Here is a 20,472-nt window from a genome sequence, read left to right as displayed (position 1 = left end):
GCCTACAGCGACAATGACAGGGGTCTCTGATGTGGGATTCATAAGCCGCTTCTGAGGAAAAGAGGTTTGATCTAATTTAGCGTGTGGAAATGAAGATTACGTGCATAGTTTATGAAGTGTCTGCATCGGAATGCTGCACAAATATATTTTATTATGGCATGGTTCAATGGATAGGGCAATGAATCACAAATTGCCGATCGCTTTGCGTGGCAACTATTCAGACCCCCAACACCTCTCGCTGCCCAGCCCACTCAACCGGCAAGGTCTTCATCAGGCTGCTAAGAGCAGGAGGCTTTTTGACTGAACCCCAACCATACGGCGGGGAATGATTTTGATTTTGTGACTCATTTTATGATGTGTGGATTTCAGCCCCACTCTCGTGACAGCGCGCTGTATTTCTCCCCGCTTCCTTGGCGGCGTAGAGCGCGGTGTCGGCGTTTTTCACTAACTCGGCCTTGTCTTGAGCGTGAACTGGGAAACAAGCAACGCCAACACTGGTGCCGATCTGGACAATGACATCGCCCAAATCAAACGGATCACAGAGGGCCTCAACATATTTATTGGCAACGATCATGGCATCTTCAGGCTGTGTGACGCCGTTTAAGATGACAGCAAACTCGTCACCCCCAAGGCGGGCGACGGTATCGACTTCGCGCACATGCTCGTTCAACCGTTTTGCTACAGCAATCAGCAATGCGTCGCCAGCAGGGTGGCCATATGTGTCGTTGACAGGCTTGAACTTGTCGAGATCGAGCATCAGAAGGCAGACGTTGTGACCGTGGCGTTTTGATTGCTTGAGAGCATCGTCAAGTTTCTGATCAAACGCTGGGCGATTCGACAAGCCAGTAAGAGCGTCTGTCATCGCCATGTGGCGAATTTGCTCTTCTGCTAGCTTTTGCTCAGTGATATCCGTTCGGATAGAGACGAAGCGTTGGGGCTGTTTTTGTTCATCGAGGAAGGGGACGATAGTCGCATTTACCCAATAGAGGTCACCATCTTTTTTGCGATTGCAGACCTCACCATGCCAAACATCGCCCTTGATAATGGTATCCCAGAGATTTTTGAAGAACTCTTTCGGATGCGTTCCAGAGTTGACGATGCGATGGTCGTGCCCCATGAGCTCCTCACGAGGGTATCCAGAAACTTCACAGAACAGATCATTGATGTAAGTAATCCGTCCTTTTGGGTCAGCAATGCTGACAATGGCATGCTGGTCCAGCGCAAATTTCTGGAAACCGACTTCCCTCTCAGCTAGCTTGCGTTGTGTGATGTCCGTTCGTATAGATATGAATTTTATGGGGTCCCCATCGGAATCCAGGAACGGAACAATCGTGGCGTGGACCCAGTAGAAACTCCCGTCTTTCCGCTTGTTGCACACTTCACTGTGCCAAGTATTCCCCTTCAATATTGTATCCCACATTTCTTTGTAGAAAGAAGTGGGATGGATACCGGATTTCACAATTCTGTGGTTTTGGCCAATCAGCTCTTCTCGAGAGTAGCCAGAAACCTCACAAAACAGATCGTTCACATATGTGATCAATCCCTCAGAATTTGATTCGGTAACAATGGCGTGTTGATCGAGTGCATATTTTTGGAAATTCAGTTCTTTGAGGAGGCGGGACTGATTCTCCTGATACTGTTTTTGCTCTGTCACGTCAGCAACAATGCCAATCATCCTCAGAGCTTTGCCCTGAGCGTCTCTTTTCGCTACGCGACCAACGCTATTGACCCAGCGCAATTCGCCGTTCTTAGTAAAGATCCTAAATTCAAGATTGTAATCCTGTGTTTCACCAGAACGGATGCGCTGGCCAGACGTGACGACGAGTTCACGGTCTTGTTCATGAACCTGCTCCAGCCACGTATCTCGGTCATGAGCTTCTGTGCTGCTGAGGCCGTATATTTCCTTTTCCCGATCGCTTGAGAAATGGCGGTTTGTTGAAAAGTCGATGTCCCAAACGCCCAGTTTCCCTGTATCTAGCGCAATATCCAGTCTGTTCTGAGAGTCGGCAAGTTGGTCAATTATATTCTGGATTTCAAACCCCTGTGATCGGACAAGGCTAATGATCATGAACAAGCCGACCAGACCGAACACCAGCGACACTATGAGAATCTCTGATTCGTTTGCGTCATGAGCTTTAACTAAGGCATGAACGATACGATCGCTATCTTTCAGAATTGTAGAAAGTTCACTGATAATTTGTTTCGAGTCAGAATGTGTATAAGATTGTTTATTAAGAAAATTGTCGATAACGGTACGAGTTTTAGGCCACGCCTCAAAAACTTTTTCTATAAAATCTTGAGCAGGTGAAGGCGAAGCTTGGATTTCCACTGTAATTTTGCGTGATGCGTCATCAATCCCACGGACAACTTGGCCTCCATTCTGAAGTGCAGATAAGCTCTTTTCAAAGAGGTCTGAAAGCTGCTCTATTTTGCGCTTGCTCTGTTCATCCGGGGACGATTTGTAGAGCAGTATCTCCTTGGAAATAAGCTGGGTGAGCATTCGCTGACGGCCTGCAATGTCGACGGAAAGATTGGTGTTTTTCCGCTCATGGCTTACCCAAAAGCTGATAGCGATACCCGTGGCGACAGTTGCAATCAGAAGCAAATAGATAATGAGAAGTCTAGATTTGACTGACATGTCGGATAACCTTGGAAGGTGGGCTCGGAGATCGCCTGGATTGAAGCAGCTGCCAAGGGAAAATCTATCACCGACTAAGAATTCGAATCAATAGTTTGACATCAGGTGATTGATTTGCAGGATTTTTGACCTGAATCAATTAAGGCTACACCAAACCCCAACACCTCCCGCTGCCCAGACCACTCAACCGGCAAGGTCTTCATCAGATCAGCGAGAGACAAACTCTTAGGCTGACGCCCATCCAGAATGGCCTCAATGATATCGGGGGCGAGCAGGGTCAGTCGGAGCACGCGGGCCAGATAGGAGCCATCTATGTTTTCAGTTTTGGCGAGGTCCTGTGCAGAGGCAACTTCACCGGAGTCGAGCTGACGCCGCCACTTGTGAGCCCGCGCCAGAGCGCGCACCATGGCCTCATCCACACGCGGGGCTGGCGGTCGCCAGTACGAGCCGTCAGGAGCGATAAGTTGCTTGCGTCCGCCTTTGCGCCGCAGTTGGACCGGGATGTGGACGATGATGGTGCTGCGGTCTTTGCTCAGTTCCAGTTTCATGCGGCTACCTCCTGGTTGGCGAGTTCGTCAGCAAGGCTGGTGAGGCCATTGACGCGCAGATGAATCTTGACGCCATCAGTGCGGACTTCGATGCGACTGATAAGCAGCTGAATCAATCGGGTCTGCTCTCCGGGGAAGAGCTCTGACCAGACCGGCTCGATGGTCTGCATGGCGGTGATGATGTCCTTCTCACTATGCTTCGAGTCGGACTGATCGTTGGCGGAGCGCCAGGTTCTGGCGATCAACTCTGGGCTGGAGACCATGCGCTGCAGTTGGGAGAGGACCAGTTCCTCGATCTCGCCAGCGGCGATGTTGCCCACCGGGCAATCCGAATGGCTTTGCTTGGCGGCGGTTCCGCAGAGGTAATAGCGGTAGAGGCGTCCACCCTTGCGGGAATGGCTGGTAGTCATCTTGCGGTGGCAGTGGCCACAGCGGATCAAACCTTTGAGTGGGGAGGGCGTTTGTGCCCGCGCACGGCTGGCGCGCTTGCGCGCATTTTGCTGGAGAATTGACTGCGCCTGATTCCACTGCCGTAGTGTTACAATAGGCTCGTGCTCGCCGGGATAGACTTCACCCTTGTAGACCACATCGCCAATGTAGGCGCGGTAGTTGAGGATGCGGTAGATGGCGCTCTTGTCGAATGGTTTACCGGGATGAAAGGTTCCCTTGGAGGAGGTCCAGGATTTGGTCCGGAGGCCATTCTCGCGGAGTTCTTTGGCAAAGTCGGTGGCGGAACCGATCTGAATGAAACGATCGAAGATCATGCGAACGGTGACCGCCTCAGCTTCATTGATGACCAGACGCCGATTGGCGACATCATAGCCCAGAGGCGGATGCCCACCCATCCACATCCCCTTTTTGCGGCTAGCGGAGAACTTGTCGCGGATGCGTTCAGAAGCGACTTCGCGCTCGAACTGCGCGAAGCTCAAAAGCACATTAAGGGTCAGTCTCCCCATGGAAGTGGTGGTGTTAAAGCTCTGGGTGATGGAGACAAACGTGACTTGGCGCTGATCAAACAGCTCCACCATCTTGGTGAAGTCCACCAGGGAGCGAGAGAGGCGGTCGATCTTATAGACCACGCAGCAATCCACCCGGCCAGCCTCAATGTCTCGTAGGAGGCGCTGTAGGGCAGGGCGTTCCATATTACCGCCAGAGAAACCACCGTCGTCGTAGCGGTCTGGAACCTGGAGCCACCCCTCGTGCTGCTGGCTGGCGATATACGCTTCACAAGCCTCGCGTTGGGCATCGAGGGAGTTGAACTCCATGTCCAATCCCTCTTCGGTGGATTTGCGGGTGTAGATGGCGCAGCGGATTTTTTTTGGGGTGTGCTTTTTGCTCATTTGGATTTCCCCGCGGGCTTCAAAGCGAAAAAGACCAAACCGTTCCAGCGCGTGCCGGTAATGGCGCGAGCGACGGCAGAGAGGCTCTTGTATTTGCGATTCTGGTATTCAAAGCCGTCCTCCAAAACCGTGCAGGTGTGCTCGACGCCTTTCCATTCACGCACCAAGCGCGTTCCGCTGACCGGAATGTCTCCAGTGGGCGGCGCCGCGCGCCGTTCGGTGATGGCGTCATCTTCCGCCATGGCTTCCAGGCGGGCGAGGGTGGTCTCTGACAGCCCGCCCCAAGCAAGCTCCTGAATTCGGTAGGCGAGGCGTTTGACGTAGAAATCGCGGTTTGGCCGTGAAGGGGGCTCCTCTTGGAACAGGTCTACCCACATCTTTTTCAAGTCGATGAGCGACTTCTCCGGCAGCGCCGCGACGCGCTTCAACACTTCGGCAGTCATGGTGTTACTCCATGGTTAGCGGTTTGTTCATGCTCACCATGAAGGCTCTGAGTGGAAACAGAGTCCAGGCTATTCTGCTGTGAATTCAGAGCAGTACGGAGACGGCGTTTCTCGGTCAAACGCAGGAATCCCGCCGCCAGAATTTCTGCAATCTCGTCGAGGCGTTCTTCGGGGCTGAGCCGGTCTGGGTGGATGGCGGTGGGCATGATCGTCGTTTCCCTTTGTTAGTGTCCTAGGGATGACCGTATCACGCAGAAAAGTGATCAAACAAACACGAATATATTCGGAATGAGAGTGCGGTATAATAAAGTTTCCAGAGGTGTTCAGAGGTAGGTTACAGCAGTTCGCGTCCAACCCAAATGACGCGACCAATGATCTCCCACTGGTCGGATTGATCTATGCCGATTTCGTAGGGTGGGTATTTGTCGTTGTCGCTAATCAGTTGGGTCAGGCCGGGGAGAATACGTAGCCGTTTGACGAACAGCCCGGTAGAAGATCGCAGCACAAAGATCCGACCATCCATCGCCTGACGCTGGTCCATGGAAACCAATAGCGTGTCGCCATCGCAAAGCGTCGGCGTCATGCTGTCGCCCATAGCCTGAATGATGCCCAGAAAGCGCGGGTCGAGATTTTTCTCTTCCAGCCACGCGGTCTGAAACGCCAGTCTGTCCAGCACTTCCTCTTGAAGGATCTCATTCCCAGGCCCTGCGCTAGCCTCTACAGAAAAGCGGGGTATCAGGGTATATCCGTGCGCAGTCGGTTCGGTTTTCTGTGGCGTTCCTTTGGGTAGGTGCGCTTCGTCAGCACCCATCAGTTTGGGCGATCCCCAGCGGCGCGGCTCCTCGCCATTGGCCAGCCATTCCGGGCGCACATTGAGCGCCTCAGCGATCTGCAAGAGACGGGTGGTGGAACCGTCGCCCTCATGCTCGAGTTTGTGGATTAAGCCCTGGCTGACCCTGGCGCGTTTGGCCAAAGCCATTTGCGAGAGTTTAAGGGCGGTGCGCGCTTCGCGCAGGCGTGTTGCGAATGTGCTCATAGTGCTCAGGATGGCAGATTGTTGCGTGGAATGCAAATATATGTGTGTTTGAAAACTGAGTGCGTTGGTGTTAGGCTGTGCATCAATAAACTATGCCCATGTCCACTCATAACGCGCAACTCGATTTGATGAAAGGATGATGCCGAATGCCTCTGCCGCCCAAACAGTTCTTCACGCTTGCCGAAGTGGCGGAGCGATGGGGATGTTCGGAGCAGGATGTCCTGGCCTACGCCATGGATGGTCAAGTGATGGTGAGCGTGTGGGTGCTGCATGCGCATGTCGAGGTGTCAGAGAGCGTGGTGCTGGGAGATGGTGGAAAGACCTTCTACCCATTTATAGAACAGTACCGCACCGGCTTGTTGCCACTGGATATCAAGGATGTTGGCCTGCTGTGGTCCTATGGTAAAGCGGAGATCCGGTCATTAGCGGACACCCCAGCAGGGGATCGCCAAAAGCTCAAGCGCTTTCACATCCCAGGACTTGAGGGGGATGACAAAACCGGGTTGCCTATGACGCCTGCGGATGTACGGTTGAGCGGTGAGGAAGTCCGCCAGTTCGAGAAACGTCACCAAATTAAAGTAGAAGACCCCAACATCTCTCCTACGCAATTTCCTTCCCACTCCTCGGACGCGGACAGACCGTATACTGGTCGTCATGGCGTTTCCAATCGTCACCGTGACCGCGCGGAGGCGGTGGCCAGGGCGCTATGGGCACAGAATCCCAAGATTCCCTGTAAAGAGATGATCAAATCCCCTGCGGTGCTGGATATTGCCTGCGAGGGCAAGGCGTATGCGGCCAAGACGCTGCGCAATTGGCTGGCGCCGTTCCAACCGGGGCAGTGAGGCGTCAAGCAATGGGCATGGTGTGGCGGCATTTGGGATATGCAGAGCATCCCCAGAATTCGCCATGTTTGCTCTTTCGGCGCACCATGGCGCTTCCACACTGCGTGCAAGCGCGTGAAGGGTCCACCATAGCAGCATTCGCCTTGCGCGACCCTCTGCGCGCGCCCGCGCTAGCGGCCCGGCGTGACGACAGACGCCGGGATCTGGTGGCGATCGCTAACTCGGGCAGATTGTGAAAGGGATTGATCCCCATCTCCTGGCGTTTTTTGACATTGCCGATCAGTTTGTTGAGCCAGAGTTCGGACTTCCCCAGAAACTCGTCTAAGGAGCTGCTGCCGTTGGCGATGTCATCGAGCGTCTGCTCCCACACCGCCGTGGTGGCCGGATCCGTCACGCTGTGGGGCAGGGCGTCTACCAATGCGCGAGCAGCTGGCGAACTGATGAGGTGTTTATTACCCTCATTGGCGAGCAACTGGCGTTTAAGCAGCGTCTCAATGATGGATGCCCGGGTCGCTTCAGTGCCGATGCCGGAGGTCTCCCGCAGGATCTTGCGTAAACGCGGATCCTCAACCAGTTTGCCCACCGATTTCATCGCCTGGATCAGCGTGCCCTCTGTGTAGCGATTGGGTGGCTTGGTCTGCTTGGCGGTCAACTCCGCCTTCTCAATTCGAACATCCTCACCAACCTGAACAGACGGCAGCGACTGCGAGTCCTCGTTGTCGGTGGATTTCGCCTCTTTTTGCGGTTGCCCCAGAGCCTGTTTCCAGCCGGGCGCTTTCTCCACCCGTCCCGTGGCGCGGAATGCTTCTTCACAAACCAAGGTGTCAATGATGGTGGCGTCGTATTCAAAGGGTGGGAAGAACTGGGCCAGATAGTGGCGCCGGATCAGATCGTAGAGCAGCGACTCCTCGCGGCTCAGGCTCTCAATCTTAACCTTGGCGGCCGTGGGGATGATGGCGTGGTGAGCGGTGATCTTTTTGTCGTTCCAAGCTTTGGAGCGCAATTTGGGGTTGGCGTTTTGGACCAAAGACGTAATTGACGGGTCGCTTGCCGCCATGGCCTGTAGCACTTTGGATGCATCCTTGAATTGCTCCGTAGGCAGAAAGCGACAATCGGTGCGCGGGTAGGTGACGGCCTTGCGCTTTTCGTACAGGGACTGCGCGACCTCCAGTGTCTTCTTGGCGCTCATGCTCCAACGGCGTGAGGCCTCCTGCTGGAGTGTGGAGAGTTCAAGGGGTTGAGGAGGGGGTTCCTTAACCCGCTTGGTCTCTGCCTTGGTGACCTTCCCGACCTGGCCCTGGACCTTCTGAATGACGGATTCGGCGACAGCACGATCCAGACAACGGCCTTCATCGTCGGCATGCTGCTTTTGTGGAATCCATTTCGCGTTGAACGCGCCGCTGGCGACTCGGTGCAGCACGGTGACGTCAAAGTAGTCCACCGGCTTGAAATTCTCGATCTGCCGGTCACGATCCACCACGAGCTTGAGAGTTGGCGTTTGCACGCGTCCGACACTGAGTACACCGCCGTATCCTCCTTGGCGGCCAATAATGGTGTAGGCGCGGGTTAGATTCATACCGACCAACCAATCGGCGCGCGCTCGCCCCAAGCCTGCCTGATACAGCGGCTCTGTCTGTTGCCCTGGCCGGAGCGCGGAGAGCGCCTTACGGATGCTGGCGTCATCCAGAGCCGAAAGCCACAGCCTGGAGACCTTTCCACGATAGCGACAGCGCTCCAGCACCTCGCGACCAATGGTTTCACCCTCCCGGTCGGCGTCAGTGGCTAGCACCACCTCCGAAGCTCCCTTCAGCAACTCCTTGATGACCTTGAACTGCTTGCCGCCGCGCTTGGTGAGCTCCAGCTTCCAGACATCCGGCGTCATGGGGAGCGTATCGAGTCGCCACTGCTTCCATTCCGGTTTGTAGCGGTCGGGCTCTGTCATTTCTAGAAGATGGCCAATGCACCACGTCACGCGCACGCCAGAGCCTTCGACGTATCCTTCACGACGCGCGGTGGCGCCGAGAACGCGCCCGATATCGCGCCCCTGTGAGGGCTTTTCGCACAGATAGAGGATCAATGAAGCTCCAAACCGTCTAGATGAGAGGGAATCTCACCTAAAAAAGTGAGATTCCCTTTTTTCCCGAGGCCAAAATCCTGTCTTGCGGAACAGGATTCAACACACTGAAAGTAAGCAATAAATAAAAGATCGCCAGCCAGATCATTGTATACACAAGGGAATCTCAGAGGGGGTGTGAGATTCCCTTTTTGCATTTTTTTGGGATTTTATGTTTACAAAGCAATCAAAAAAGCCATTTGGAAGCATACGTTTGCAGATTCGATTGTAGGTGCAATGGAATCTCACACCCTGCTTTTGGGAATCTCGCGAGATTCCGTATTTAGTTAAAATAAATGATCGTGTACGGTTAATTTCAACAGCAACACTTAAGCCGAAAGGGCAGCCGATGAAGACGTACCAGCAGACAGTGATTGAACCCGAGTTGATCACGCCGCGAGAGGCGGCGAAGATCCTGGGCGTTGAGCCCACGACTCTTGGCAACTGGCGGCACACCAAGCGTTACCCTCTGCCGTATGTGAAGGTGGGCAAGAAGGTGATGTATCGTCTGACCGATGTGGAGGAGTTTATCGAATCGCGCTATGTGACGCACTGATCAACCCCATTTAACCAGAACGCCTCACCGAGGGTTATGCGCTCGGCTGGGACTCCTGCGGCCAAATTCAGCCGTGGAGTTCTCAGAGTGACGGTGAGTGATACAAGGAGAGTTGTAGTGAATAAAGAGATCACTCTGTACCAACCGCAATATAGCCACACGGGAGAGATGGATGGCGCATTGAATCTGTGGGCGGCGGTGCTGGGACAGGCCATGAAGGACGCCCGACTGCTGCTCAAACAGGCGCAGCGCAAACCGGCGCTCTGGCAGGAGATGCCATTCCGCCAAGAAGTCAATCGGCTTCAGCGCTTTTTCCGCGAGCGTTCTATGGAGGTCGGCGGCTTTGGATTCCTCTGCGACCTGCTTCAGATCGACATCGACAAAGCTGCACAGCGAATAGAAGACGAATTTCTGACCCATCTTAAGCTGCCGCCGCTGGAGCGTCAGCCCAAAACAGAAGACGACAGGAGAGAAGATATGAACGCCACCATCACCCTCAAGCAACTGCAAACCATGCCCCTCGGTGACGTCGCCAATCTGGACGGCGCGGCGCTGGCGGACCTTCAGCAACAGGCCAACGCCGCCCTGGAGCGCGCCAAAAGCGCCAAGGAGTTTCTCGATGGCGCCATTGCTCGCAAGTACGGCGATCTGGTCAAACAACTGCGCCAGGAGAGCGGGAGGGATTTCGGCGTGGTCCGTCTCACCGATGGCGATGTACAGATCACTGCCGATCTGCCCAAGCGTCCCCAGTGGGATCAGAAAAAACTGGAGGGTGTGGTGGAGCGAATCAAGAGCTCCGGGGAAGATGCGCGGGAGTTCGTGGAGATCAGTTATCGAGTTTCTGAGCGGAAGTTCAACGCATGGCCCAGTCAGATCAGGCAAGCATTCAATGATGCGCGGACCATCAAGCCTGGAAAGCCCAGTTTCAAGTTGATGCTGAAGGGCTGTGAGGATGTGGCAGCTTAGGCCGGTTACAAGTCACGGCGGGGCGAGGCGATGCCCGCCGCGGTGAGGCTAGGCATGGCGATGCATCGCACGGCTAGGCAAGGCGTAGCCCGGCGAGGCAGCGCGTGGCTCGGCAAGGCAATGCACGGATTTCATCAATAACTTTGTTTTCAAACGGCGAGGCGAGGCGCTGCCAGGCTTTGCCTGGCAAGGCTCTGCACAGCTTGGCAAGGGTTTCATCTGAAGATGTGCGGGGCTCGGAGCAGCTCTGCAATCCAAGGAAGAGAAAGGTTCAAAAATCAGCAGATCTATTCAACTTACGCCAACAGCAAGGCGTAACCAGGAAGTAAGGAGAACATCATGAAACACCTTTCAATCACGATAACCGGAACCAGCCCGTTGCTTTGCAACCGGTTCCACGAAGCGGCGCAGATGGCGGCGAGCAACGGCACTCGGGTTAGCAGCGTGGGTGATCGCGGCACGCCCCGCGAAACGGCAGAGGCCAAACTCTACATCGGTCAGGCCGGAAAGCCGATGATCCCGGCGCCCAACCTATTCCGCAGCATCATCGATGGCGGCAGTTTTTTCAAGAATGGCAAGTCCAAGGTGACCACGCTGAAGTCCTCTCTGATTCCGGCCTGCTTCGCTATTGAGGAGTTTGAACTGCCGCTCAAGTGTAAAGACCCTTGGATGGTCGATACGCGCCCGGTGCGGATTCCTTCGACGGGCGGACGGATTTTGGCGCATCGCCCTTGTTTTAACGACTGGTCCTTGAGCTTCACCGCCAATCTGGATGACGAGATCATCAGCAGCCGGTTGTTGAGAGAGATCGTGGATGCCGCCGGGGTGCGGGTTGGCTTAGGCGACTTCCGACCAGCGTGCAAGGGGCCGTTTGGCAAGTTCGTCGTCACCAACTGGAAAGAGGAGGAGAGGGGCCGGAAATCGGCAGCATGATCTGGTTTCAACGCAATCGTTTTGAAAGGAGTTATGGAATGGGTATCCCAATTGTCAGCGCCGATGAGCGCATGGCCGAGCCGAGGAGCGACAAGGGCGTGATCTTTGGCAAATCCGGCATCGGCAAGACCTCATTGCTTCACACCGTCGATGCGGCCACCACCCTGTTCTTCGATCTGGAGGCGGGAGACCTCGCCGTCGAAGGATGGCCCGGCGACACCATCCGCCCCCGCACCTGGAAGGAGTGCCGCGACTTTGCAGTATTCATTGGCGGTCCCAATCCCGCCCTGCGGGAGGACCAGCCCTATAGCCAGGCCCACTATGACGAAGTAGTGCAGAAGTATGGCGATCCCGCCGCGCTGGCCAAATACCGCACCATCTTCGTCGACAGCATCACCGTGGCGGGTCGCCTCTGCTTTCAGTGGTGCAAGGGGCAGCCACAGGCTTTCTCGGAGAAGACCGGTAAACCCGACAACCGTGGCGCCTACGGTCTGCATGGCCAGGAGATGATCGCCTGGATCACCCATCTCCAGCACACGCGAGGCAAGAACGTCTGGTTTGTCGGGATCCTCGACGAGAAGACCGACGATTTCAATCGGCGCTTCTTCGCCCCCCAGATTGAGGGGGCCAAAACCGGTCTTGAGCTGCCGGGCATTGTCGACCAGGTGATCACCATGGCGGAGGTGCGACCCGAAGAGGGAGACGCCTATCGCGCCTTTGTCTGCCACACGCTCAATCCCTGGGGGTATCCCGCCAAGGACCGCAGTGGCCGACTGGAGATGATTGAGGAGCCCCACCTGGGCCGCCTCATGGAGAAGATTCACCAGCCGGTGAAACCGGCGGCGGAAAGGCTGCGCTTCGAACGCCCTGAGAAAGTGACCGAAGCCGCCCCCGCCGCCGGAGCCCCCGCTACCACGCAGATGGACACAGGAGCCTGAATATCATGAATGGCAATTGGAATGACTTCAACGACGCAGAGAGCCAACAGAGTTTTGACTTGATCCCCAAGGGGACCATTGCGCCGGTGCGCATGACTGTCAAACCGGGTGGATATGACGATCCCAATCGGGGTTGGACCGGCGGCTACGCCAAACAGAATCCGGAAACCGGCGCGGTGTACCTGAACTGCGAGTTCGTCATCACCGCAGGGCAGTACGCCAAGCGGAAGGTGTGGAGCCGCATCGGGCTGTTCAGCCCCAAGGGCCCTGAGTGGGGCAACATGGGGCGTTCCTTTGTGCGCGCCATCCTCAACTCAAGCCGTGGCTTGAAGGACAAGGACAACTCGCCCAACGCGCAGCAGGCGCGGCGCATCAACGGATTTGCCGATCTGGATGGGATCGAATTCCTGGCCAAGATCGATGTGGAGAAAGATCAGCGCGACGGCTCAGACAAAAACACCATCCAGTTCGCCATTACGCCGGATCGGAAGGAGTATGAGGGGTTCAACGCCAGCGTTGCCCCGGCTCCGGCGACGCCTCCCGCCAATCAGGGTTGGCAGCAGCCTGCGCCTGAGCAACAGCCCGCTATGCAACAGCAGTCCACCGCGCCCCAACAGCAACCTGCGCAACCTCCCACTCAAACGCCCAGTTGGGCGCAGTGAGGGGGTGAGAGATGTTGCTCAGACCTCGTCAACAACAGTTCGTGGAGCGGTCAGTGACCGCTCTCCACGAGCATGGCAACACCCTTGGTGTGGCGCCCACTGGGTGCCACGCTCCCGGTACGCCCATCCTCATGTACGACGGCACGATCAAATTTGTAGAGGATGTGCGGATTGGCGACCGACTCATGGGCCCGGACAGCCTTCCGCGCCAAGTTCTTGAATTGCACCGAGGGCAGGATGAAATGTTCGAAATCCGCCCCCTCAAAGGAGAGTCATTCACCGTCAACGCCGGTCATGTCTTGTCATTGGTCAGAACCAATGAGCGCAATGACAATCGGCGGCAATGGGGCCCTTCTGCAGGTAGTATCATCAACTTGAGTGTCGCGGACTACCTGGGTCGAAGCGCCCATTTCAAGCACCTGCACAAGCTCTATCGAGTAGCCATCGATTTTCCCGAACAAACCAGACTCCCACTGGATCCATATTTCCTGGGTCTGCTACTAGGAGATGGTTCCCTCAAGTATGGCTCCCCGGCGATAACCACCATGGATTTCGAGGTGGTCAACTACTGCCATGAAATGGCGGAGCGGCTGGGGATTGGCCTGCGCGAAGATCAACTCGTCGGCAATGAGGCCAATGCCTACCACTTCTCCAATCCCGGAAGCAATCGTGAGAATCCTCTCAAGATCATCCTGAATTCTCTTGGAGTTCAAGGGTGTGGGGCAGATGAGAAATTCATTCCTCAGCCTTACAAAACCGGGTCCAGGAATACCCGGGCGGCCATCCTCGCCGGTCTGATCGATACTGATGGATATTTGGTCAAGAACTGTATCGAGTACTCAACAGCGTCACGCCAACTCGCTGAGGATGTGGCGTTCATAGCGCGCAGTCTGGGCCTGATGGCGTTCCCAAAACCCAAAAAAGTCAACGGGAAGACCTATTACCGCTTTGCGATCTGTGGTGACTTCTCGGAGATTCCAATCCGTGTTGCTCGGCGCCAACCTGGGCCTCGTAAACAGAAGAAGAGTCCGCTCCGGACCGGATTTACCGTCCATCCTGTCGGGCGTGGGGAGTATTTCGGCTTCACCGTTGATGCCGATCACCTCTACCTGATGGGGGATTTTACTGTCACCCACAACAGCGGCAAAACCATCATGCTGTCCGCCGTCATCGGAAATATCCTCCAGAATGACGGTGGCAAAGCCTGCGTTTTAGCGCATCGAGATGAACTCACCCGGCAGAACGTGTTGAAGTTCGCCCGGATCAATCCGAAGCTCTCCACCTCTGTGGTGGACGCTCGGGGCAAGTCGTGGCGCGGGCGCGCCACCTTCGCCATGGTCCCGACCTTGGCGCGACAGAAGAATCTGGATTCGATGCCTGAGTTGGATCTGCTGGTGATCGACGAAGCGCACCATGCTGCCGCTAACAGCTATCGGCGCATCATCGATACGGCCATGGAGCGCAATCCTGATTGCCGGATCTACGGAGTCACAGCCACCCCCAACAGAGGAGATAAAAAGGGCCTTCGCCCAATCTTCTCCAATGTCGCAGACCAGGTCCGTCTGGGTGAGCTGATCCAGGCGGGCAATTTGGTCAAGCCCCGCACCTTCGTCATCGATGTCGGCGCGCAGGAGGCGCTCAAGAGCGTTCGCAAGACAGTGGACGACTTCGACATGTTGGAGGTGGATCGCATAATGAACAGGGCCCCGGTGACCGAGGCCGTGATCAAACACTGGAAGGAGATAGCCGGAACCAGAAAGACGGTGGTGTTCTGCTCCACCGTGGATCATGCGCGCAATGTCACCGACGCCTTCAACGCCGCTGATGTGGAGGCGGTGTTGATTCACGGAGAGCTTCCCTCGGCCGAGCGAAAGGCGACCTTGGCCCGCTTTGAAAAGGGCTCCGCTCAGGTGGTGGTCAACGTGGCGGTGCTCACGGAAGGCTACGACTTTCCACCCATCTCCTGCGTCGTGTTGCTGCGCCCCAGTTCCTACAAATCAACCATGATCCAGATGGTGGGGCGCGGGCTGCGCACCATCGATCCCAATGAGCACCCAGGGGTGCTCAAGACCGACTGCATCGTGTTGGATTTCGGCATCTCCTCCATCCTGCATGGTTCCCTGGAGCAGGACGTCAATCTCGATGACAAGGAGATCCAGGGGCAAGCGCCCACCAAGGAGTGCCCCGAGTGCCAGGCCATCGTGCCCCTGGCGGTCCGAGAGTGTCCGTTGTGCGGCTACTACTGGGAGCCACAACTGGATGCTGGAGAGGGTCCGGAGGCGATTACCGACTTCATCATGTCGGAGGTGGATCTACTCAAACGCTCCAGTTTCCGCTGGGTGGATCTGTTCGGCGATGACGCTGCGCTGATGGCCAATGGTTTTACCGCCTGGGGCGGGATCTTCTTTCTCAATGGTAATTGGCACGCCGTCGGCGGGGCCAAGGGGCAGCCGGTGCGGTTGCTCTCCATCGGCGAGCGCACGGTGTGCCTGGCAGCTGCTGATGATTGGCTCAACGAAAATGAGACCGACGAATCGGCGCACAAGACCAAATCCTGGCTGAGTCAGCCGCCCACGGACAAGCAGCTCAAATACCTGCCACCGCAAATGCAGATGGACATGGGGCTGACGCGGTATCAGGCGTCGGCGCTACTCACCTTCCGCTTTAACAAGACCGCCATTCGCTCTCTGATTCTGGAGGCGGATCGACGCTCATTGGCAGAGGCGGCGTGACATGGCAACGGCGTGGACGCGCAGGCGCAGCAACTGGCATGACCCGGTATGGGGGTGGATCTCACTGCCACCTGGGTTGCGCACGCAGCGCATCAGCCTCTCGGCACTGGGCCGGAAGGAGCGCGCCGTGTTTGGGAAAATTCTGAAACAGCATCCCGGGCATGTCCTGATCTGGCTGCTTGGCGCGGTCAGGGCGACGCCTGCGGATTTCATACTGGAGGCGACAGACATGGTGGACGCCACCGAATTGGAGAAAACGGCCATGGCCGCCACGCTGCCCATGTTGGGCGAATACGTGGGGAGCATTGGCATGCATCGACCTTTGGCGGACTACAGCAAACAGGAAGTGCTGGCATTGGTGGAGGTGGTGATCACCGCCTACCAGGATTTCATGGCCAATGCGCGGCCGCACAGTAAAGAGATTCCGTTCTGAGGAGGCGGCCATGATGGATTTCAATCACCAAGCCGGGGGCATCGCCCCCGCCATAAACCACCTGATCAATGTGGCTCTGGAGGAGGAGAATCGGCAACAGACGCCGCGTTCCTACTTGGGAGCCTCTCGCCTCGGCGTGGAGTGCGAGCGCGCGCTCCAGTTTGAATACGCCCATGCGCCCAAAGATCCAGGCAAGGACTTTGATGGTCAGCTACTGCGCATCTTCGCCGCCGGTCACCTGTTTGAGGATATGGCCATCAACTGGTTGCGCATGGCGGGCTTTGAACTGTTCACCACCAAGGGCAATCGCCCCAACGGCGAGCAATTTGGTTTCGAGGCCGCAGGCGGACGTATCCAGGGCCATGTGGACGGCATTCTTGTCTCCGGGCCGAAGAGCGTCGACATGACCTACCCGGCTTTGTGGGAGTGCAAATCCCTCAACGACAAATCGTGGAAAGACACGGTCAAGCGCGGGGTTGCGCTCTCCAAGCCGATCTATGCGGCGCAGATCGCGATCTATCAGGCCTACATGGAGCCAGAGGTCCCAGGCATCGCCGCTAACCCGGCGCTGTTCACCGCCATCAACAAGGACACCTCGGAGATTCATCACGAGTTGGTCCCGTTTGATTCTGCGCTGGCGCAGAAGATGTCGGACAAGGCGGTGCGGATTCTCAAGGCCACAGAGGCGCATGAGCTATTACCGCGCATCACGCGCGAGCAGTCACACTTCCAGTGCCGTATGTGCAGCTATGCTGATCGCTGCTGGGGGCTGGCGGGATGATTGGCTCACATCCATACCTGGACTTCAACGATGCGGAACCGCAGTCGGAGCTGCCCGGCATCACCGATCGAGCCCAGGAGAAGGAGGAGATCAAGACTCGGCTGTTGGGCCGAGTTGAAGAGGCGCTGCGCTATCTCATGCCCGCCGGAAAGGTTCGCCATGGTCAATTCCATATTGGCGATGTGGCGGGCGCCCCTGGTGAAAGCATGAAGGTAGAGCTTTCTGGCGAGAAAGCAGGCGTCTGGTATGACCACGCTGAAGGCAAAGGCGGCGACATTCTGGATCTGTGGGCGCGCTCACGCGGGATCGACCCGGTTGCCAGGTTTGGCGATGTAATGGACGAGGTGCGCGCTTGGTTGGGAGACCCCATGCGCGTCGCCACCTCTTCTACCCCGCCCAGGCAGAAGAATGATCCACCGATGGATGATCTGGGCCCGCACACCGGCAAGTGGGACTACTTCGACGCCGATGGGCAATTGCTGGTGTGCGTCTACCGCTACGATCCGCCGGGCAAGAAGAAGCAGTTCCGTCCTTGGGATGTGCAATCGGGCAAGTGGCAAGCGCCAGCGAGTCATCGCCCTCTCTACAACCTGCCCGGCATCGCCCAGGCGGATGATGTTGTGTTGGTTGAGGGAGAAAAAACGGCGCAGGCGCTCGTCGATATCGGCATTACTGCCACCACCTCCATGCATGGTTCCAACGCGCCGGTTGAGAAAACCGATTGGTCACCTCTGCGCGGCAAACGCCTCATCATCTGGCCGGATCGAGACAAGCCCGGCTGGGAGTATGCGCAATCGGCGTCGAAAGCGATGAAAGCGGCTGGCGCCAAGTCTATCTCGATTCTGATTCCGCCAGAGGATAAGCCAGAGAAATGGGATGCCGCCGACGCGGTGGCCGAGGGCATGGATATCCAGAGCTTTCTTCGGAATGCGCAGTACGCAGGCCCGGATGGACCAAAGCGCCGAATCCGCCTCAGGGATTGGACCTTTGACCGTTACCTGGGCCCAGCCCCTGAGAGGCGTTGGCTCATCGATGGCGTATTGCCCCTTGGGATCCCCGGCATGGTCGCCGCCATCGGCGGCGCAGGTAAGAGCATGCTGCTGATGGATCTGTGCGCCAAAGTGGCCCAGGTCGAGTCGGGCTCGCCCATGCCTATGGAGGCTTTGGGAGGTCCCCTGGTCTCGGTCCCTGGCACGGCGGTGATGTTCACCGCTGAGGATGACGCCGATGAGGTGCACCGTCGTCTGGCCGGGTTGGTCGGGGCACTGCCAGATCCAAGCCGCCTGATTGTCGTGCCGCTGCCCAATGCGGGCGGCGCGATACCCCTGGTCGCCATGGGCCGTGAAGGGCCGGTGCTCACCGACGCCTACGAGGAGATGCGCGCCGAACTGTTGGAGATCCCGGATCTGCGCCTGGTGGTGATTGACCCGCTACAGAGTTTTGCTGGAGGCGACGTCAATAGCGACCCCGCCGCCGGAGCCATGTTCTTTGCCGGGCTTGGCCGTCTCGCTGCCGAAACCGGCTCGACGACGCTGGTGGCCCACCACTTCCGCAAGGTCGGCATGAAGCCCATTCACACCGCCGCTGAGGCGCGCGAGGCGATACGCGGCACTACGGCTTTGGTTGATGGCGGGCGCTGGTCCTACGCGCTGTGGGAGGCGGACTCGGATGAGGCGGAGAAGGTGTGTGAAAAGCTCAATCGCCGTTACCAGCGTGATTCGGTCTACAAAGGGGCCGTGGTCAAGAGCAATTGGCCCACGGACAAAACGATCCGCACCTATGTCCGGGAGCCCTCAATCGGTCTGCTGCAAGAGCGATCCATCGACTTGGCTCTGCGGGTTGAAGGAAATGAAGACCTGTCAAAGAGCCTCGCCGCGGCGGTGGGCAGAGCAGCCGCCAATGGCCAGCCCTTTACGAAATCCGGAGTCAGCGGGTTGTTTGAACGGCGCTCGGAGCTGCCTGGGGATCTACAGGACTACTCCAAGCATAGGCTCACTGAAATCGTCGAGTCTTTGCTCAGCTCAGGCGGGCTTGTCCAGTGCATCGCCCCAGGCAGTCGCCTGAAGAAATGGCTGGATGTCCCCGGTGGAGAATTTGCCCTCGGCGTGGGGGAATTTCAGCTCGGTTCAGGCCCTACTGAGGAGAATGTAAATGGCTGAAACATTCGTTCCCGGAGCGTTTTGCTTCCCGGAGGGCCGGGAACGTTTATCTTGTTGATATATAACAAATAGTGCCGTTCCCGGCGTTTTCGTTCCCGGCGATTCCGGGAAGCTAGTTAAGCGTATGTAAATGCAAGTGAAAGTGTGGGTTTAGTCCCGTTCCCGGCGGCTCCGTTCCCGGTCATTCCGGGAAGATGGTTAAGGCATTGTAAATAGGGGGTAAAGTGGCCGTTCCCGGATTCCCGGCCTCCATATATATAAATATATAGATGGGGTGGCCTACAGGCCCACCCCCATCATGATTAGATTTTGATCGCTGCAGCCCATCGTGTCGGGCGCAGTAAGAAGCGGACGGCGGCGTAGTTCTTGGCGGAGCCCGCCGCCGTCCTGACCACATCAAGCTCTTGCGGAGGAATCGATATGGCTGTTCAAAGTGTGCCCCAACAAGGGGCGGATGGGAACAACGCAGTTCTCGCGTTGGATCTCGGATCGCAGACGGGCTGGGCGGTGCTTCAGCCTGATGGGACCATCACCAGCGGCACGGTGTCGTTCAAGCCGGGCCGGTTTGAGGGAGGCGGCATGCAGTGGCTGCGCTTCAAGGCGTGGCTGGATGAGATCCATGGCGCTGTCGGCGTCGGGCGCGTGGCGTTCGAGGAGGTTCGTCGGCACATCGGGACCACAGCCGGGCATGTCTACGGCGGCTTCCTGGCGCACCTGACCGCGTGGTCAGAGGCCAACGGCGTGCCCTACCAGGGCGTACCGGTGGGGACGATAAAAAAGCACGCCACCGGCAAGGGCAACGCCTCCAAGGCGCAGGTGATCCACGCTATGAAGCGGCTGGGGCATACCCCGGCGGATGATAACGAGGCCGATGCCCTCGCGTTGCTGCATTGGGTCATCGCCCAGGAGGTGGGCCATGGGTGAAGCGATGCGCATAGAGCCGGGCGTCGATGGCGCCATGGCGCCGTTCATACGCGGCGATGTCCTGGAGGGCGCCACGTACAAGCTCAAACCGTCGACCTCGGAGCATGCGGTCTACGTCACCATCAATCACGCGATGGTGGACGGGGCTCCCCGGCTGATGGAGATCTTCGTCAACTCTAAGAGCATGGAGCACTTCGCTTGGGTGGTGGCGTTGACCCGGGTGATCTCCGCCATCTTCCGCCACGAAGGCCGTCCGGTGTTCCTGGTCGAGGAGCTGCGGTCCGTATTCGATCCCAAGGGGGGCTATTGGGCCAAGGGGCGGTATGTGCCCAGCCTGGTTGCTGAGATTGGCGACTGTCTGCAACAGCACATGCAGCGGCTCGGGATTGCTCAGGAGGACGAGTCAGCAAAGCTGAAGGGAGGGTGAG

19 protein-coding genes and 1 pseudogene are annotated in these 20,472 nt (G+C 57.1%); 13 read left to right on the top strand and 7 right to left on the bottom strand.

Annotated features, from left to right (window positions below; translation table 11 throughout):
- Positions 1 to 349: 349 nt before the first annotated feature.
- The 6 genes from MAIT1_RS02305 to MAIT1_RS02280 all read right to left on the bottom strand — a co-directional run bounded on the left by MAIT1_RS02305 (position 350) and on the right by MAIT1_RS02280 (position 6,041).
- Positions 350 to 2,638, bottom strand: a complete 2,289-nt coding sequence (locus MAIT1_RS02305) for a PAS domain S-box protein (RefSeq protein WP_085440401.1) — start codon at positions 2,636 to 2,638, stop codon at positions 350 to 352.
- Positions 2,639 to 2,739: 101 nt separating this feature from the next.
- Positions 2,740 to 3,186, bottom strand: a complete 447-nt coding sequence (locus MAIT1_RS02300) for a hypothetical protein (RefSeq protein ID WP_085440400.1) — start codon at positions 3,184 to 3,186, stop codon at positions 2,740 to 2,742.
- Positions 3,183 to 4,526 (bottom strand): recombinase family protein, encoded by a 1,344-nt coding sequence (locus tag MAIT1_RS02295; protein WP_085440399.1) that lies wholly within the window; start codon positions 4,524 to 4,526, stop codon positions 3,183 to 3,185. The genes MAIT1_RS02300 and MAIT1_RS02295 overlap by 4 nt, the downstream gene beginning before the upstream one ends.
- Entirely contained in the window at positions 4,523 to 4,969 is a 447-nt protein-coding gene (locus MAIT1_RS02290) for a DUF2924 domain-containing protein (RefSeq protein ID WP_085440398.1), read from the bottom strand. Before MAIT1_RS02290 ends, MAIT1_RS02295 begins: the two co-directional genes overlap by 4 nt.
- Positions 4,966 to 5,175, bottom strand: coding sequence for a hypothetical protein (locus MAIT1_RS02285; protein ID WP_085440397.1), 210 nt, complete (start codon positions 5,173 to 5,175; stop codon positions 4,966 to 4,968). Before MAIT1_RS02285 ends, MAIT1_RS02290 begins: the two co-directional genes overlap by 4 nt.
- A gap of 128 nt (positions 5,176 to 5,303) precedes the next feature.
- Complete coding sequence (locus MAIT1_RS02280; RefSeq protein ID WP_143814608.1) at positions 5,304 to 6,041, bottom strand: XRE family transcriptional regulator; 738 nt, start codon at positions 6,039 to 6,041, stop codon at positions 5,304 to 5,306.
- A gap of 110 nt (positions 6,042 to 6,151) precedes the next feature.
- On the opposite strand from MAIT1_RS02280, the gene MAIT1_RS02275 reads away from it, so the two are divergent.
- Positions 6,152 to 6,847 (top strand): hypothetical protein, encoded by a 696-nt coding sequence (locus MAIT1_RS02275; RefSeq protein ID WP_085440395.1) that lies wholly within the window; start codon positions 6,152 to 6,154, stop codon positions 6,845 to 6,847.
- A 4-nt stretch (positions 6,848 to 6,851) separates the two neighbouring features.
- Here the strand turns inward: MAIT1_RS02275 and MAIT1_RS02270 are convergent, their stop codons facing one another.
- On the bottom strand, positions 6,852 to 8,924 hold the full coding sequence (locus tag MAIT1_RS02270) for a DNA topoisomerase III (RefSeq protein ID WP_085440394.1): 2,073 nt from the start codon (positions 8,922 to 8,924) through the stop codon (positions 6,852 to 6,854).
- A gap of 385 nt (positions 8,925 to 9,309) precedes the next feature.
- Here MAIT1_RS02270 and MAIT1_RS02265 point away from each other — a divergent pair, with 385 nt between their 5' ends.
- The 12 genes and pseudogenes from MAIT1_RS02265 (at position 9,310) to MAIT1_RS02215 (ending at position 20,471) form a co-directional block, all read left to right on the top strand.
- Positions 9,310 to 9,516, top strand: a complete 207-nt coding sequence (locus MAIT1_RS02265) for a helix-turn-helix domain-containing protein (protein ID WP_085440393.1) — start codon at positions 9,310 to 9,312, stop codon at positions 9,514 to 9,516.
- A gap of 117 nt (positions 9,517 to 9,633) precedes the next feature.
- A complete protein-coding gene (locus tag MAIT1_RS22175) occupies positions 9,634 to 10,482 on the top strand; it encodes a hypothetical protein (RefSeq protein WP_241893400.1) in 849 nt (282 codons plus the stop codon).
- 339 nt (positions 10,483 to 10,821) lie between these two features.
- On the top strand, positions 10,822 to 11,415 hold the full coding sequence (locus MAIT1_RS02255) for a hypothetical protein (protein WP_085440392.1): 594 nt from the start codon (positions 10,822 to 10,824) through the stop codon (positions 11,413 to 11,415).
- Between the two features lie 38 nt (positions 11,416 to 11,453).
- Complete coding sequence (locus MAIT1_RS02250) at positions 11,454 to 12,353, top strand: ATP-binding protein (protein ID WP_085440391.1); 900 nt, start codon at positions 11,454 to 11,456, stop codon at positions 12,351 to 12,353.
- A 5-nt stretch (positions 12,354 to 12,358) separates the two neighbouring features.
- Complete coding sequence (locus tag MAIT1_RS02245; RefSeq protein ID WP_085440390.1) at positions 12,359 to 13,015, top strand: hypothetical protein; 657 nt, start codon at positions 12,359 to 12,361, stop codon at positions 13,013 to 13,015.
- Between the two features lie 89 nt (positions 13,016 to 13,104).
- Positions 13,105 to 13,965: pseudogene (locus MAIT1_RS22565) on the top strand (Hint domain-containing homing endonuclease); the annotation flags it as partial.
- A gap of 162 nt (positions 13,966 to 14,127) precedes the next feature.
- Entirely contained in the window at positions 14,128 to 15,747 is a 1,620-nt protein-coding gene (locus tag MAIT1_RS22560) for a DEAD/DEAH box helicase (RefSeq protein ID WP_414673627.1), read from the top strand.
- A gap of 127 nt (positions 15,748 to 15,874) precedes the next feature.
- Positions 15,875 to 16,180, top strand: a complete 306-nt coding sequence (locus MAIT1_RS02235; protein WP_241893399.1) for a DUF6511 domain-containing protein — start codon at positions 15,875 to 15,877, stop codon at positions 16,178 to 16,180.
- A 10-nt stretch (positions 16,181 to 16,190) separates the two neighbouring features.
- Positions 16,191 to 16,961: a hypothetical protein gene (locus MAIT1_RS02230; protein ID WP_085440387.1), complete on the top strand. Its 771-nt coding sequence runs from the start codon at positions 16,191 to 16,193 to the stop codon at positions 16,959 to 16,961.
- Positions 16,958 to 19,120 (top strand): AAA family ATPase, encoded by a 2,163-nt coding sequence (locus tag MAIT1_RS02225; RefSeq protein WP_085440386.1) that lies wholly within the window; start codon positions 16,958 to 16,960, stop codon positions 19,118 to 19,120. Before MAIT1_RS02230 ends, MAIT1_RS02225 begins: the two co-directional genes overlap by 4 nt.
- A 420-nt stretch (positions 19,121 to 19,540) precedes the next feature.
- Positions 19,541 to 20,044, top strand: a complete 504-nt coding sequence (locus tag MAIT1_RS02220; protein ID WP_085440385.1) for a crossover junction endodeoxyribonuclease RuvC — start codon at positions 19,541 to 19,543, stop codon at positions 20,042 to 20,044.
- Positions 20,037 to 20,471, top strand: coding sequence for a TSCPD domain-containing protein (locus tag MAIT1_RS02215; RefSeq protein WP_085440384.1), 435 nt, complete (start codon positions 20,037 to 20,039; stop codon positions 20,469 to 20,471). Before MAIT1_RS02220 ends, MAIT1_RS02215 begins: the two co-directional genes overlap by 8 nt.
- Position 20,472 lies beyond the last annotated feature (1 nt).

The sequence above is a fragment of the Magnetofaba australis IT-1 genome (assembly GCF_002109495.1).
GTDB classification, from domain to species: domain Bacteria; phylum Pseudomonadota; class Magnetococcia; order Magnetococcales; family Magnetococcaceae; genus Magnetofaba; species Magnetofaba australis.
This window is presented reverse-complemented; position numbering and strand designations above follow the sequence as displayed.

What these genes read in the sequence shown, in the direction of transcription:
- MAIT1_RS02225 (WP_085440386.1), top strand. Translation starts at nt 16,958, where the DNA reads ATGATTGGCTCACATCCATACCTGGACTTCAACGATGCGGAACCGCAG.
- MAIT1_RS02250 (WP_085440391.1), top strand. Translation starts at nt 11,454, where the DNA reads ATGGGTATCCCAATTGTCAGCGCCGATGAGCGCATGGCCGAGCCGAGG.
- MAIT1_RS02265 (WP_085440393.1), top strand. Translation starts at nt 9,310, where the DNA reads ATGAAGACGTACCAGCAGACAGTGATTGAACCCGAGTTGATCACGCCG.
- MAIT1_RS02275 (WP_085440395.1), top strand. Translation starts at nt 6,152, where the DNA reads ATGCCTCTGCCGCCCAAACAGTTCTTCACGCTTGCCGAAGTGGCGGAG.
- MAIT1_RS02290 (WP_085440398.1), bottom strand. Translation starts at nt 4,969, where the DNA reads ATGACTGCCGAAGTGTTGAAGCGCGTCGCGGCGCTGCCGGAGAAGTCG.
- MAIT1_RS02285 (WP_085440397.1), bottom strand. Translation starts at nt 5,175, where the DNA reads ATGCCCACCGCCATCCACCCAGACCGGCTCAGCCCCGAAGAACGCCTC.
- MAIT1_RS02215 (WP_085440384.1), top strand. Translation starts at nt 20,037, where the DNA reads ATGGGTGAAGCGATGCGCATAGAGCCGGGCGTCGATGGCGCCATGGCG.
- MAIT1_RS02245 (WP_085440390.1), top strand. Translation starts at nt 12,359, where the DNA reads ATGAATGGCAATTGGAATGACTTCAACGACGCAGAGAGCCAACAGAGT.
- MAIT1_RS02305 (WP_085440401.1), bottom strand. Translation starts at nt 2,638, where the DNA reads ATGTCAGTCAAATCTAGACTTCTCATTATCTATTTGCTTCTGATTGCA.
- MAIT1_RS02230 (WP_085440387.1), top strand. Translation starts at nt 16,191, where the DNA reads ATGATGGATTTCAATCACCAAGCCGGGGGCATCGCCCCCGCCATAAAC.
- MAIT1_RS02300 (WP_085440400.1), bottom strand. Translation starts at nt 3,186, where the DNA reads ATGAAACTGGAACTGAGCAAAGACCGCAGCACCATCATCGTCCACATC.
- MAIT1_RS02220 (WP_085440385.1), top strand. Translation starts at nt 19,541, where the DNA reads ATGGCTGTTCAAAGTGTGCCCCAACAAGGGGCGGATGGGAACAACGCA.
- MAIT1_RS22560 (WP_414673627.1), top strand. Translation starts at nt 14,128, where the DNA reads ATGGGGGATTTTACTGTCACCCACAACAGCGGCAAAACCATCATGCTG.
- MAIT1_RS02295 (WP_085440399.1), bottom strand. Translation starts at nt 4,526, where the DNA reads ATGAGCAAAAAGCACACCCCAAAAAAAATCCGCTGCGCCATCTACACC.
- MAIT1_RS02255 (WP_085440392.1), top strand. Translation starts at nt 10,822, where the DNA reads ATGAAACACCTTTCAATCACGATAACCGGAACCAGCCCGTTGCTTTGC.